The 14,878-nt window shown below is 64.9% G+C and carries 10 protein-coding genes; 1 reads left to right on the top strand and 9 read right to left on the bottom strand.

From position 1 onward, the window contains the following. Positions 1-88: 88 nt before the first annotated feature. The 4 genes from O3300_RS02105 to O3300_RS02090 form a co-directional block, all read right to left on the bottom strand. Entirely contained in the window at positions 89-1,015 is a 927-nt protein-coding gene (locus tag O3300_RS02105) for a hypothetical protein (protein ID WP_305051844.1), read from the bottom strand. A gap of 104 nt (positions 1,016-1,119) precedes the next feature. After that, the gene (gene prsR / locus O3300_RS02100) at positions 1,120-2,475 is read right to left on the bottom strand and encodes a PEP-CTERM-box response regulator transcription factor (RefSeq protein ID WP_251348880.1); all 1,356 of its coding nucleotides are present in this window, start codon (positions 2,473-2,475) and stop codon (positions 1,120-1,122) included. 12 nt (positions 2,476-2,487) lie between these two features. Next, complete coding sequence (gene prsK, locus O3300_RS02095; protein ID WP_305051843.1) at positions 2,488-4,539, bottom strand: XrtA/PEP-CTERM system histidine kinase PrsK; 2,052 nt, start codon at positions 4,537-4,539, stop codon at positions 2,488-2,490. Beyond that, a complete protein-coding gene (locus O3300_RS02090) occupies positions 4,536-5,924 on the bottom strand; it encodes a TIGR03013 family XrtA/PEP-CTERM system glycosyltransferase (protein WP_305051842.1) in 1,389 nt (462 codons plus the stop codon). The genes prsK and O3300_RS02090 overlap by 4 nt, the downstream gene beginning before the upstream one ends. Positions 5,925-6,127: 203 nt before the next feature. On the opposite strand from O3300_RS02090, the gene nadB reads away from it, so the two are divergent. Beyond that, a complete protein-coding gene (gene nadB, locus O3300_RS02085) occupies positions 6,128-7,741 on the top strand; it encodes an L-aspartate oxidase (protein ID WP_099664111.1) in 1,614 nt (537 codons plus the stop codon). Between the two features lie 39 nt (positions 7,742-7,780). Here the strand turns inward: nadB and O3300_RS02080 are convergent, their stop codons facing one another. The 5 genes from O3300_RS02080 to O3300_RS02060 are packed head-to-tail and all read right to left on the bottom strand — an operon-like array spanning position 7,781 to position 14,872. Further along, positions 7,781-9,145: a toxin-antitoxin system YwqK family antitoxin gene (locus tag O3300_RS02080; RefSeq protein ID WP_305051841.1), complete on the bottom strand. Its 1,365-nt coding sequence runs from the start codon at positions 9,143-9,145 to the stop codon at positions 7,781-7,783. 11 nt (positions 9,146-9,156) lie between these two features. Then, positions 9,157-10,377, bottom strand: a complete 1,221-nt coding sequence (locus O3300_RS02075; RefSeq protein WP_305051840.1) for a toxin-antitoxin system YwqK family antitoxin — start codon at positions 10,375-10,377, stop codon at positions 9,157-9,159. Positions 10,378-10,394: 17 nt separating this feature from the next. Then, a complete protein-coding gene (locus O3300_RS02070; RefSeq protein ID WP_305051839.1) occupies positions 10,395-11,741 on the bottom strand; it encodes a toxin-antitoxin system YwqK family antitoxin in 1,347 nt (448 codons plus the stop codon). A 9-nt stretch (positions 11,742-11,750) separates the two neighbouring features. Then, positions 11,751-14,117: a hypothetical protein gene (locus O3300_RS02065; protein WP_305051838.1), complete on the bottom strand. Its 2,367-nt coding sequence runs from the start codon at positions 14,115-14,117 to the stop codon at positions 11,751-11,753. Further along, positions 14,114-14,872: a PP2C family serine/threonine-protein phosphatase gene (locus O3300_RS02060; RefSeq protein ID WP_305051837.1), complete on the bottom strand. Its 759-nt coding sequence runs from the start codon at positions 14,870-14,872 to the stop codon at positions 14,114-14,116. The genes O3300_RS02065 and O3300_RS02060 overlap by 4 nt, the downstream gene beginning before the upstream one ends. Positions 14,873-14,878: the final 6 nt, after the last annotated feature.

Raw genomic sequence — 14,878 nt, 5'->3', positions numbered from 1 at the left:
TTACGATGGGCAATGGAATGCCCAGCAGCAGCAAGAGGATGGAACGCATGGCAGTCTCCTGGATTGAATTGGTGGATTAATCGGTAAATTAAATGGTCACATGGCGCAGCACGCGCTCATGGTCGCGCTGGCGACCACCAAACGTGGCGGCCAGGCTGGCCACGAAAGCGCCCAGCAGCAAGGCGACGAACATCCACAGCGCCGTGTGGGCGCCGGCCTTGCGGGCCGCTTCGGCCGCTTGCTGTGCCTGCGCCTTGGCGTCGGCGGCAGCCTTGGCGGCGCGGCCGTAGACGGCGTCGACACGCGCTTCCGCTTCCGCCTGCGTCAAGCCCGTGCGGCTGGCGACGACCTGGCCCAGGTAGGCGCGGTCATCGGCGGCCAGGCTACCCGTGGACAGGCCGGTGGCGAAGATCTTGCCGATTTCGCCGCGCTGTCCGGCGGATACGCCGCCCGCTTCACCCGCCCCGGCCGCCGGGGCGGCGCGCAGCAGCATGTCCGAGTAATAATCAAGCGGATTGGCACTGCTGCCCTCGCCTTGCTTGGCGCTTGCAGCGCCAGCAACACCTGCGCCCGCTGCCGCTGCCGCTGCGGGGGCAATGGCAGCCGCCACGCCGCTGCCCGCATCGATGGCGCCGCTCAGCACGGCGTGCGTGCCGCCGGCCAGCACTGCCACGGTGATCAGGGTGGCCACGGCCCAGGCCAGCAAACCGTGCGCCGTATCGCGGAAATGCACTTCATCCGTATGGATGGAGCTCCATTTCACGCGCAGACGGCCCGCCATGTAGCCGCCGATGCCGGACGCGGCCAGTTGCATGAAGGCCAGCCAGGCGATGGTCGACACGCCGATGGCCGTCGCATTGAACGACCACGGCGACACGGACGACAGGCCCAGGCCCACGCCGAGGATCAGCAGGATGAAGGACAAGGCGGCCGCCGCAGCAGCGCCCGCCAGCACGGCGCCCCAGGAGACGCCCGGATTGTTCAAGTCCGAGACGGACAGTTGTGTAGCTTGCATGAAATTCTCCCTGTTGACTTGATTGAGTTGCTGGGAGAAGCATGCCGTGCGGGCGCCGCCCCGTATGTGCGACGCCATACACAATCTTGATATTTAGTTACTGCCTACTTGATGCCGTGATGGCCCATCAGGTCGTACAGGGTGGGCCGGCTCACGCCCAGCAGCTCGGCTGCCTTGGCGATATTGCCGTCGGCCCGCGCCAGCGCGCGCACCATCACCTTGTATTCGGCCCCTTCGCGCGCCTGGCGCAGGTTCAGCGGCTCGTCCGCGGGCGCCGCCCGGGCGCTGGCGGGCAAGCCCAGGTCGTCGGCGGCGATCTGCGGCCCGTCGCACATGATGACGGCCCGCTTGATGCAGTTTTCCACTTCGCGCACATTGCCGGGCCAGCCATAGCTTTCGATCAGCTGCAGCGCGCCCGCGCTGAAATGCAGGTTGCTGCGGCCCTCGCTGGCGCAGAACTTGTTCTTGAAATGCTGCGCCAGCAAGGTGCAATCGCCGGCCCGCTCGCGCAAGGGCGGAATGCGCAAGACGATTTCGCTGAGGCGGTAAAACAGGTCTTCGCGGAAGCGTCCCTGTTCCGCCAGCACTTTCAGGTCCTGGTGCGTGGCGCAGACGATGCGCACGTCGACGGCGATCTCGGCGCGGCCGCCTACCCTTTCGATGACCCGCTCCTGCAGGAAGCGCAGCAATTTCGCCTGCAGCGGCATCGGCATGTCGCCGATTTCATCGAGAAAGAAGGTGCCGCCGTGGGCCAGTTCGATCTTGCCCAGGGTTTGCCGCGCCGCGCCCGTGAACGCGCCCCGCTCATAGCCGAACAGCTCGCTTTCCAGCAGGTTTTCCGGGATGGCCGCGCAATTGATGGCAACGAAACGCTGCGCATGGCGGCTCGACAGCGCATGCAGTCCCCGCGCGATCAGCTCCTTGCCGCTGCCCGAATCGCCCAGCAGCATCACGCTGGCCGACGAGGGCGCCACTTTTTCCACGTTGCGGCACAGTTTCAGCATGCCGGGATCGCGGCTGACGATGCCGGCCAGGGGCGAGTCGGCCTGGGTCTGCAGCATGCGGCGGTTTTCCTGCTGCATCGCGTGCAAGTAAAACGCGCGCGCGATGACCAGGCCCAGCATGTCGGCCTCGAACGGTTTCTGGTGGAAATCGTAGGCGCCCAGCGCGATGGCCTTCAAGGCATGCGCGCGCTCCTGGTTGCCCGACAGGATGATGACTTTCGTGTCCGGCGCCAGCGCGAGGATTTGCTGCAAGGTGGCCAGGCCTTCCGTGGCGCCGTCCGGATCGGGCGGCAAGCCCAGGTCCATCGTCACCACGGCCGGCTGGTGGCGCCGCACGAGCGCCAGCGCCGCCTCGCGCTCGCCCGCCAGCAAGACGTCATAGCCGTCAAAGCTCCAGTGCAACTGCTTTTGCAGGCCGGGATCGTCTTCGATGACCAGCAGTTTCTGTTTGCCCATGGCACTCCTTTGCTATGCCGCATGCAGCGGCAGGATCACGCGAAACGTCGTGCCCACTTGCGGCTCGCTGCGCACTTCCAGGCTGCCGCCCACTTCGCGCAGGTATTCGCGGCTTTCGAACACGCCGATGCCCATGCCCGCCGTCTTGGTCGTGTCGAACGGTGTAAATAAACGTTCGCGGATGAACTGTTCGCTCATGCCCTGCCCCGTATCGTCGAGCTCGACGACGGCCGTATGCTGCACGCGCCGCAAGCGCACGGCCACCTTGCCATCGCTGGCCGTGGCCTCGATGGCGTTCTGGATCAAATGGCCCAGCACCCGCTCCAGCCGCGCGCGGTTGGCCAGCACCGTCAGTTCGCCATCGACGATTTCCAGGCACGGTGCCGGCGCCAGGCTGGCCTTGGCGGCCACGGCCTGGCGCAGCAAGCCGTCCAGCAGCAGCGGCGCGGGCGCTTCCGGCGCTTCGCCGCGCGCCAGTTTCTGCAGCAAGGTCTTCATTTTCTGCACGGAATGGTCCAAAGTGCCCAGCATGTCTTCCTGGAAGGCGGGATTGGCGCGGTGCTTCTCGGCATTGCTCAGTAGCAGCGACAGCTGGAACACCAAATTCTTGAGATCGTGCACGATGAAGGTGGACATGCGGTTGAACGAATCGAACTGGCGCGCCACCGTCAGGGTAGCGAGCGATTCGCGGTGCGCCAGGTAGCTGGCGGCTTGGCTGCCGGCAATTTTCAGCACGTCGCGGATTTCCCAGTTCAGGCCGATGCGCGTGCGGGGCCGCGCCAGCGCGACAAAGGCAAACAGCTGGCCATGCAGCATCAAGGGCACCAGCAGCCACACGTCGGGCAGCGCCAGCAGCGCGGGCGGCAGCGGCAAGCCGCCGTACTGGTCCGGATTCTGCACCCAGTCGGGCACGTCGATCACCCATTGTCTTGCTTCCAGGAACTGGCACAAGGGGCCGGACGCCGGCTCGCTCCAGGTGCCCGGCGGCCAGTTCCAGCTGGCCGCCGGCGCGAACTGGCCCTGCTCGCGCAAGATCCACAGCGCGCCGGCGCGGCTTTCCACCAGCTGCGCCATGGCCTGTATCGTGCGTTCGCCCAGGTCCGGCCCGTCTTCGGACAGCGCGCGCGTAAAGCGCAGCCATTCCTCGCGGTAATCGAAGATGGCATTATAAAAATGCTTGTTGATCGTCACCTTCAGCTTGGCGCGCAAGCTGCCGGAAAACAGCACGCCCGCCAGCAGCAAGGCCGCGCCGCCCAGGTAAGCCATTTGCATCAAGGAACCCCAGGTGCCGCCGAAGTAGCGCAAATAATAGGCGCTGGCCGCCATGGCCAGCAAATAGATGGCCGAGCCCAACAAGGCCGCCGAGCGGTACAGCATCTGGCGCGACACGGACAAACCCAGCGCCCAGCCCGGATTGCGCGCGGCCGAGACAGCCAGCAGCGGCGCGCACAGGGCGTCGACGATGCCGCGCGCGGCCCAGATGTCGTCGTTGACCGCGCGAAACAGCAAGGCGTCGCTGTACAGATAGAAATCGTAGGCGAACAGGCCACCGACACCGAGGCACGCAAACTTGATGCCCCAGCGTTTCAAGGGCGGCGTATTGCGGTACCACTGTTCCACCAGCAACATGCCCAGCACGGCCAGCAGCAAACGGCAGACACTGGCGATGAATCGCGCAGGCAAAGGCAGCGCCAGCCAGGACGAGGCCATGGACAGCAGCCATGGCGCCAGCGCCGTGAGGGCGATGCCGGCCAGCACCAGGCGCAAACGGGACCGCGCCGGTTCGATCAGCAGCAGCAAGAACACCAGCCAGGCCAGGGTGCGCAGCAGTTCCAGCGCATCGCCGGCCAGCGCCGTGCGCTGCCCCAGCAGCACCAGCACCACCGTGCCCGTCGCCCAGCCGCCCGTCGCCAGGCAGGCCACCAGCAAGGCGCGCACGTTTTGCCGCGCGCGCCAGTTGCTGATGAGCAGCAGCGCCAGCACGAAGAAGGCCAGCGACGCCAGGCCGTGGCTGAGGGCCGCCGCATCGGCCGCCGCCAGCCAGTCCGACTGCGCCCGCATCATCGGCTGCCCTTGCCAAACAGCACCACCTGCACCGTGTCGAGCAAGATCAGCAAGTCGAGGAACAGGCTATTGTTTTTCACATAATACAGATCGTATTGCAGTTTTTTGACGGCATCGTCGACGGAGGCGCCATATTGATAGCGCACCTGCGCCAGGCCCGTGATGCCCGGCTTGATGCTGTGACGAATGTTGTAGTACGGTACCTGCTGCTTCAATTGTTCGACAAAGTAGGCGCGTTCGGGCCGCGGTCCCACGAAACTCATCTCGCCGCGAAACACATTGAGCATCTGCGGCAGCTCGTCGATACGAAGCTTGCGGATCAGCTTGCCCACGCGCGTGATGCGCGCATCATTGTCCAGCGCCCAGATGGGCTTGCCATCGCGCTCCGCATCGCAGCGCATGCTGCGAAATTTCAGCACATTGAAGGGCAAGCCGTCGCGTCCCACCCGCTCTTGCTGGTAAAACACGGGGCCGCCGTCTTCCAGGCGGATGCACAAGGCCGTCGCCAGCATCACGGGCAGCGCCGCCAGGCAGATGACGCCGCTGGCGGCCAGGTCGAACAGCCGCTTCGAGGCGGCGCGGAAAAAACTCTGGTCGAAGCCGCCGCCATAGATCAGATAGCTCGGTTGCAAGGAATCGATGCGGATCTGGCACGCTTCGCGCTCGAAAAACGTGGCCGCGTCGATCACCTTGACGCCGCCCAGCGCGCATTCCAGTAGTTGCTTGGCAGGAAACGCACCATTGCGCCGGTCGCTGACGGAGACGACGATTTCATGCGCCGCATGACGCTGGGCCATGGCCAGCAGCGACGGTTCCGCCGGCAGCAAGGCCGAGGCCGGTACGCAGCATTGCTCGCCAGCCACGTCGATGCAGCCGACGACGGTAAACTGGTGGAAACCGATCTTGCTCGCCGCCAAGTCCATGCATTCGCGCGCCAGCGCCCCGCCGCCCACCAGGATCAGCCGGCCTTCCATCAGCGCCGATTGCGAGGATTTGAACACCACCAGGCGCGCCAGCAGCACGCCGATGGCGCCCAGGCCGAAGATCAGCACGCTGCCGCGCCCGAAATGCAAGGAAGGAATAAAGCGGATCAAGACGCTGAGCACGGCAAAACCCAGCGCGAACGACGGCAGGATGCGCAGCAGGGTGTTGCGGATGTCTTCGCGCGAGCGGTGCTGGTACATGCCCAGCGCGCTCATGCTGAAAACGATGACCAGGGCAAAGATCGAGGACGACAAATACACCTCGCTCGCCCGCACGAGGCGGCTGCCATCCGCCAGCCACAGCAGGGACGTCAGGGTGGCCGACAGCAGCAGGATCAGGATTTCCAGCAACAGCAAGATAAACGCTGTTTTCGAGACGTAATGGCTGAAGATGCGGATCATGGGGCCTCCTGCGGCAAAGGCAACACGCTGCGCTCATGGCGGCCTGCTGCTCTCCTGCCATCATGGCGAACTGTTCCACGAAGACATTGATACGCCACAAGCTACGGCCCCAGCTATCTTTCACCGGCAGAATTTATCTCAACACATTACCGATTGATGTGAAATGGACTATAGTATGCTTCCCCTGAAAAAAGATAAATGTCATGAAATTTGATGTAGCGATTGTCGGCAGTGGCCTGGCGGGTTTATCGGTTGCACTGCATTTAGCTGAGACGCGCACCGTCGCGATCATTTCCAAACGCGCGCTGCTCGATGGCGCCAGCAACTGGGCGCAAGGCGGCATCGCGGCCGTGCTGGACTCGGGCGACAGCCACCAGCAGCACATCGAAGACACCCTGATCGCGGGCGGCGGCCTGTGCGACGAGAGCGCCACGCGCTACATCGTCGAGCACGGCCGCGAAGCCATCGAATGGCTGATCGAGCAAGGCGTGCCGTTTACGCGCGACGCCACGGCCGAACTGGGTTTCCACCTGACCCGCGAAGGCGGCCACAGCCAGCGCCGCATCATCCACGCGGCCGATGCCACCGGGCACGCCGTGCAAGTCACCCTGGAAGAAAAGGTGCGCGCCCACCCGAACATCAGCCTGTTCGAACACCATTGCGCCATCGACCTGATCACTTCCGACAAGCTGGGCATGAAGCCCGCCCAGCGCAACGCGCAACCGCATTGCCACGGCCTGTACGTACAGGATGAGCAAACGGGGAAAGTCCTCACCTTTGCCGCCGAGCACACCGTGCTGGCCACGGGCGGCGCCGGCAAGGTGTATTTATATACCACCAACCCGGACACGGCCAGCGGCGACGGCATCGCCATGGCCTGGCGCGCCGGCTGCCGCGTGTCGAACATGGAATTCATCCAGTTCCACCCCACGTGCCTGTACCACCCGTATGCGAAATCCTTCCTGATCACCGAAGCCATCCGTGGCGAAGGGGGCTTGCTGAAACTGCCGCCCGAAGCGGGCGCGGCGGCTGGCACCCGCTTCATGCTGGCGCACGATGAGCGGGCCGAACTGGCGCCGCGCGACGTGGTGGCGCGCGCCATCGACTTCGAAATCAAGAAACGGGGTCTCGATTACGTGCACCTGGACATCAGCCACAAGCCGGCCGAATTCCTCATCGAACACTTCCCCACCATCTATGCGCGCTGCCTGGAACTGGGCATCGACATCACCAAGCAACCTATCCCCATCGTGCCCGCCGCCCACTACACGTGCGGCGGCGTCGTGACGGACCTGTCCGGCCGCGCCGACTTGCCGGGCCTGTACGCCGTGGGCGAGACGGCGTGCACGGGCTTGCATGGCGCGAACCGCCTCGCGTCGAATTCCTTGCTGGAATGCATCGTCATCGGCCGCGCCTGCGCGCAGGATATCGAAAGCAAGGAAAAGCTGGGCACGCCATACCTGCCCGACTGGGATGAAAGCCGCGTCACGGATGCGGATGAGGAAGTGGTGATTTCCCACAATTGGGACGAGCTGCGCCGCTTCATGTGGAATTACGTGGGCATCGTGCGCACAACGAAGCGCCTGGAACGGGCCCAGCACCGCATCGCGCTGCTGAAGGAAGAAATCGACGAGTACTACCGCAACTTCCGCATCACCCACGATTTGCTGGAACTGCGCAACCTCGTCGACGTGGCCTCGATGATCGTCAACAGCGCCCTGTCCCGCCGCGAAAGCCGCGGCCTGCACTTCAGCCGCGATTATCCGGAAACGTTACCGAAGGCCATCGCCAGCGTGCTGACGCCGCCGCACCGCTAACCGTGGCTGGAATGCGCGCCGGACTGGTACCGGCGCGCATTATTCTTCCGGCATCTCAAACTCGATCCCATCCTCCGTGTACGACATCTTGGCCGACTCGCCCGTGCATGCGCCCTGCGGCTCGTCCGCCACATAGCGGCATTCGCTTTCCACGCTGCCATCTTCCCGCCAGTGCCGGGTCCAGCCCTGGCGCTCGCCATCCACGTACTCGATCAGCTGCCTCGGCTTGCCATCGGCATACCAGGAACGCAAGGCGCCCTCCTCGCGGCCGCCCGCGTTCCATAGTCTGTGCACGATCAATACGCCGGCCCGGCTGAAGCGTTGTTCGCTGCGCAACACATAGTGATCGGTGTGCGTGCGCTTGCTGGCGACTTTGCCGTCCGGGTAATATTCGACGCTCTCGCCGACAGGCTTGCCGTCCACGTAGTTGGCAGTGCGCTGCACCTTGCCATCCGGAAAATATCCGGTGCTGGGTCCCGTCATGACGCCGTTGTCATGCTGGCTGCGGCTTTCCACGGCGCCGTCCGGATAGAACCGCAGCAATTCGCCATCCGTCCGGCCCTTGACCTGGGTCGTGCGCGTTTTCAGCTTGCCGTCCTCGTCGAACGTTTCCATCACACCATCGGCGCGGGCGCCGTTGCGGAAGGTGCGCGACGCGATCTGCTTGCCATTCTGGTGAAAAGTCTGTTCCTCCCCGTCCTGCACGCCATTGCGCCACGTAATACGCATGGAAACCTTGCCTTCCGGGTAATACAGAGTCTGCACACCCTCCTGCACGCCGCGCCCATCCCGCTCCATCTGCATCTCGACTTGTCCGTGCGGGTAATACATGCTGTAGTTGCCCACCAGCTTGCCGCGCAGGTAATCGGGAGCGTTGACGTGGCCAATCAGCCGCTTCGGTTCGCCTTCGCGCACATGATAGATCGCGACTTGCCAGGTGCCGGGCGTCTTGCCGGGCGGCAGCGGCAGGACCAGCGCATAGCGCGCCTCTTCCATCACCTCGCCGCGCGACAGGTTGTGGTTCAGGTAGAGCCGCGCCTTGCCGTCGGCACAGTGCGCATCGCAGCCGCGCAGCATGTGGATGACGGGAATGGCCTCGGCCTTGGCCTGATCTGGCGCCGGACAGGCGCGCAGGCGCACGAGCAAGGGATTCCTGTCGCGTATCATGTTGGCCAGCTCGGCCTTCATGACGCCATACTGCTCCTCGTTCAGTCCGACCGACGCCGCATCCATGCGCAGCTGCCTGCCGCCGCAGCCCGTGTCCTCGTCCACGGTCAGGATATCGCCGCCGCCGGGCGCGGCCGTGATCGCCGTGACCACTTGCCGCTGCACGATCTCGGCATGGACCAGCGCCGGCAACAGCAGCATGGCGCCAAGCAGGCGTTTCAATTCAGTGCGCGCCATGCTTGCTCCTTTCATAATGTTTCCGGAGATGGCTGCGCCATTCCGCACTCGCCCTGGGCCTTGCCAGCCACATACAGGCATTCGCTTTTCACGCTGCCATCGTCATGCCATGCGCGGATCGTCCCCTGCAGGCGCTCCTGTGGATCCCATGCTTCTTCAAGGATCAGCACGCCCTGCTCATTGAAGCTGCGGGCGCTGCGCCGCTTGCCGTCATCGCCGTATGTGAGCCTGCTGGCCAGTTTTCCATTCGGGTGATATTCGAGAGCATCGCCGGTGGCCTTATCATTGACTCGCGTGACCGTGATGCGTACGCTGCCATCGGGATAGTATTCGGTGCACAGGCCGTTGAGCATGCCATCGCCGGCCTGCGCGCGGCTGGCAATCTTGCCATCAGGGAAAAAGGTAATGATTTCACCGTCCAGCTTGCCGTTCCGCAAGGTTTGGCGCGCAACCAGATTGCCATCCTCGTCGAACGCCTCGAACGGCCCGTCGACCTGCATGCCGTCGCGGTAGGTGAACGCTTCCAGAAGCTTCCCCGTAGCATGAAACGTTTCATGCACGCCCTCTTGCAGACCGTGACGCCATGCACCGCGTGTTTCCGGGAGACCATCGGGATAGAAGCTGCTGCTCAAGCCATCCTTGCGGCCCTGCGCATCCAGTCCCACCTGCTTTTCGATCTTGCCATCGTCGTAATAGGCGGTATAGCCGCCCACCGGCTTGCCCGACACAAAATCGGCCGCATCGAACTGGGCCGACATGCGCGGTTTCTGCTCATCCACTGCGTGAACAATCTCCACCTGCCACGCACCGGATAATTTTCCTGGCGGCAAGGGCAACACCAGCATATAAGGTGCCAGCCGTTTTTCTTGCGGGACCAGATGTTCATCCAGGTACAGGCGCGCCTTGCCGTCGGCGCAAGCACCGGGCTGGCAAGCCGACAGCTTGCGCACCAGCGGAAGGGCCGCATCGCCCGTCGCGCCCACCACCGGGCACCGGGCCAATGTGACGAGCATCGGCGTCTTGTCGCGGATACGCCTGGCCAGCGTGGCCCTCAACGCCGCATACGCGTCCCCCTTCGCCAGCTCCCCTTCCTCCATGCGCAGCTGCCTGCCGCCGCAGCCCGTGTCGTCGTCCACGGTCAGGATATCGCCGCCGCCGGGCGCGGCCGTGATCGCCGTGACCACTTGCCGCTGCACGATTTCCGCATGGACCAGCGCCGGCAACAGCAGCATGGCGCCAAGCACGTGCTTCACAAGGCGCGCCATGCCTGCTCCTTGCGCTGCAGTTCCGGCGCCGGCGGCGCTTCCCCGCATGCGCCCTGGGCCTTGCCGGCCAGATACCGGCATTCATTCTTCAGGCTGCCATCCTCGTGCCAGCTGCGGCTCCAGCCGTCGCGCCGGTCGTTCACGTACTCGATGGCTTGCTCGGGCTTGCCATTTTCATACCACGAGCGCGACGTGCCCTGCTCGCGCAATTGCGCATCCCACCGTCTTTCCAGCACCAGCACGCCCTGGGGACTGTAGCGCCGGACGCTCAGCAGCCCGCCTTCGTCGCCATATTGCTGGCGGCTTTGCACCTTGCCGTCGGGATAGAACTCCAGCGCTTCCCCTACGGGCAAATCGTTGACCTGCGTCATGGTGGCGCGCACGGCGCCATCGGGATAGTATTCCGCGCTGCGGCCATTGAACTTGCCCTTGCTCACTTGCGTACGGCCGGCTACTTTTCCATCCGGGAAATACGAGAGCAGTTCGCCTTCCATGCGGCCATCGCGCAGCACGTAACTGGTGCTCAGCTTGCCATTCGCGTCAAACGTCTGCACGGGGCCGTCCACGCGCTGTCCCTTGCGGTACACGCTGGCCTCGCGCAGCTGGCCCGTGGCGTGATATTGCTGGTGCGTGCCCTCCGGCAAGCCATGGCGCCAGTTGCCACGCGATTCCAGGCTGCCATCCGCGCGATACAGGCTGGTGACGCCATCCTGCCGTCCCTGCCCATCCTGCGCCAACTGTTTCTCGATTTTTCCGTCCGGGTAATACGTGACATAGCCGCCCACCAGCTCGCCCTGCGCATAATCGGCGCGGTTGACCTGGCCCGACAGGCGCAGCTTGCCGCCCGCCACGCTGACAATCTCCACCTTCCACGTGCCCGGCAGCTTGCCTTTCGGCAAGGGCAACAGCAGCACGTTGGGCGCGTTTTCCTGCTCGATAGGGTAGAAACGCTCGTGCAGGTACAGTCGCGCCCGGCCATCAGCGCAGGCGGCCGGCGTGCAGACGGCGATGTGGCGCACGATGGGCACGCTCGCATCTTCCGGGCATTTTTTCACGGTGACGAGCATGGGCGTCCTGGCGCGCATGCGTTCAGCCAGCCGGACTTTCAGCGCCTCGTACGGCGCCTCGTCGAGGTTCACCGAGCGCGCATCCATGCGTATCTGCTTGCCGCCGCAGGCCGTCGAGCCGGCAATAGTGAACACATCGCCGCCTTCGCTATCCGGCTCGCTGTCCATCGCCGTCACCACCAGGCGCTGCACGATTTCCGCCTGAGCCGTGGCTGAATACAGCAAGGAAGCGCCCAGCACGGCGCATATCGTCTTGATTTTCATGCTATTCCTCTAATTTTCCGCCGTGACGGCGACACCGCCCGGCAAGAAGCTGACCCGGCCATCGCGGTAACGCACCAGCACCACCACCTTGGCATCCATCAATTGACCGTGCTGCACGGCCGGCAGATAGGTCCAGCGCTGCACGCTATCGAGCAGCGCCTTGTTGAGCATGGGTTCCATCGGCAATTCCGCTGTCGCAAGCGTCAGGCTGCCGTCGGCGGCAATCGACAGGATCAAGCGGTTTTCGCCCGTCGCGTGCTTTGCATCGAGCACGCCATAGTCGACCGTCGTCATCGTCTCGCGCTGCACGCCGCCGACCTGGTCCCGCAGAGGCGGCATGGCCTGGAGTTTTTGCGCCAGCAGCGCGCCATCGGCCAGCGTCTTGTCCCAGCGTTTCTGGTAGGCGCCCGGTTGCGCCAGGCGCAACACCCTGCCGGTCAGGTCCATGCGCTGCATGGTGCGCGCGACGCCATTGTCGGCCGGCTCGCCCGGGTCGGCCGGCAAGGCGTTCTGCACGGCATAACGGTAAGCCGTCAACCGCGCCAGCGCCACCAGATTGACGGCATCGCGCTCGTCGCCGCCGCGCAGCTGTGCAGCAGCCGCGATGCCCAGCCAGGCCGTGCCGTCGGTCGGGCGCGCCCACACGGCTTGCTCGAAGTACTGGCGCGCCGCCTGCGGTTCGTTCACGCTCAGGTGCATGCGGCCCATGGCCGCCGCTACCAGATGGTCGCGCGGGTTGGCTTGCAGCAGATCAAGATAACTGGCGACCAGCGCCGGCTGATAGCCGGGCACCCAGCCCAGGCCTTCCAGCAACGAGGCGCGCAGCTGCGCCTGCGTGCGGTCGCCGCCGTAGCCGGACTGCTTTTCTTCGCCGGCCCGGTACAGCAGTTGCAAGCCGCGCGTGACGGCGTCATCGTCGCCCTTGCTGACGGCTTGCGACAGGCTGCGCACGGCCTTGCGCGCATCGGACGGCTGGAAACCTGCCGCCTTGCGCGGGCGCCAGCGAAATACTTCCAGGCCAGCCGCCTGGTCGGCTTGCGCCTGCAAGTTGGCCTTGTCCTTGACTTCATCGGACGACGAGGTCCAGGCCGTAAAGCCGATCAGGAACAGCACGATCAAGAGCACCACCACGGCCCAGCCCTTGCCCGTGATGCCGCCGCCCGCGTTGCCCGCCGCATTGCCGGCCACATTGCCGGCCCAATTCGCAGCGGGAATGGCGACGGGCGCCTGCCCCGGCGCCGTGCGGCGCGCGCTGCGCTGCTGCGGCGGCTGTTGCAGTTGCATCTGCTGCGCCTGCACGGACGCTTGCGCGGCCGCACCGATGACCTTGTCGCGCGCGCACGCCGCGCAGCCCAGGCCCGCAAAATGCTGGTGTTCGGGATGCGCGGTACACACGACGAGCTTGCCCCCGCTGCGCTGCGCATAGCCGCGCAGCAACTGCGCCCAGTCGGCCGCCGCGGGCCGCTGGGGTTTCGGCGACTGGGAAAACGCGCGGTCGAACATGGCGCGCAATTCGGGCGGCATCAGCGCATGGCCGCTGGTGGCGTTCGGCGCCAGCTGCTTGTGGCGCTTCACGCCATACGCGTAGCAGCCGTCGCGGATGCGGCCGGGAATGTCGGTCGCCACTTGCGCATTGCCGGGCCGCCCGCTGTACGGGTGGATGCCGAAGTTGAGCAACTGGAAGATGATGACGGCCAGGGCGAAGCGGTCTTGCGCCATTTCCGTGCCCGCCGGCATGCCCTTGCGCTGGAATTCCGGCGCCAGGTAGTCGGCCGTGAATTGCTCGGCAGGAAATCGCTCCGCATGGCCCTGGATGCTGAAACCGTCGCAATCGAGCATGGCGATGTACAGCGAATCGCGGTAAAAGCGCAAATTCACGGGTTTCAGATCGACCACGTAATGCTGCTGCTGGTGCAGCGCATCGATGACGGCGGCCAGGTTGGCGGCCAGAGTCAGCTTGGGACCGAGTCCCGTGGGCAATCCTGCCGCGCGCGCCTGGCGCTCCTGCATGATCTGTTCCAGCTCGGCCGTCTGCGCCATGTCCAGCAAGGGCATGACGAAACCGGCAAAGCCGCCCTGACCGTCGAACACGGCCGCTTGCGGCCAGGCGATCTGGACGTAGCGCTTGCCGTTTTCCACTTGATCGGGCAGCTCGGGCGACAATTCCAGCATCGCTTCGAGCTTGCGCCGGTTGGCGGCCCGGTCCAGGTGCGGGTGGTACAGCTTGGCAACCTGGGCTGGCGCGCCGGGCAGCAGGTACACGCTGCCCGCGCCGCCGCTCTTGACGAGTTTGCCCAAGATCAAACTGCGGACTTTATCCAGCCAGATTTTTCCACCCGGACTCAGGCCGGGTGTCACGCCTTGCTTCCGGCTCATGCGCGCAAGGCCAGCAGCAGGGTCTTGTCGTCGCCCGTGATCTGGTGCGTGCGCGGGTCGGCCAGGGTGGACGCCAGCGCCGTATCTCCCAGCTCGATACTTTCGACCGTGCGCAGATAGCCTTGCACGGCATCCATGAACGGCGCGTACAAGCCCCCATTGTTCTTGCTCATGGCAAAGGGCATACAGCCGTCCGACATCAGCACCACGCCGCGCACGGACTGGGGAATCGGCAACAGGCGCAGCTGTTCGCGCCAGCGCTCGCCCGACAGAAAATAGGTTTCGTTGGCGTATTCGCCGTTGGCGGGCAACGAGATCAGTTCGCCGCCATCGCCCAGTTGCGCCACGCCCAGGCCGTCGCCCAGGTGGAAGAAGAAGCCAGCATCTTGCCCCATGACCACGCCGACGACGGTGGCAGCGTAGTCGTCGAGGGTGGCGTTGGCGGCGCGGGCGATGTCGTCCAGCGCGGCGCGGATCTGCGCCAGGGTGGCCGCCAGCGCGCCGTCATGCAAATCCTGCACGGTGGCGCCCTGCTCCAGCCGTCCGGCCAGCGCCTGCACGGTTTGCGTTGCGACAAACTGCGCGCCCTGCTCGCTGAGCCTGGCCGAACCGGCGCCATCGCAGACGATGGCGACCAGCACGTCGTTCACGACGGCGTGCGCGTGCGCATCCTGGCAAGCGATGTCTTTATCCAGGTGCGCCTTGCCCGTGACGGAGGCGCCGAACACGCGCCAGATATTCTGTACTGCAGTCATGGATCA

Origin of the sequence: Janthinobacterium sp. SUN206, from assembly GCF_030587305.1 — a bacterium.
Lineage (GTDB): Bacteria > Pseudomonadota > Gammaproteobacteria > Burkholderiales > Burkholderiaceae_D > Janthinobacterium > Janthinobacterium kumbetense.
This window is presented reverse-complemented; position numbering and strand designations above follow the sequence as displayed.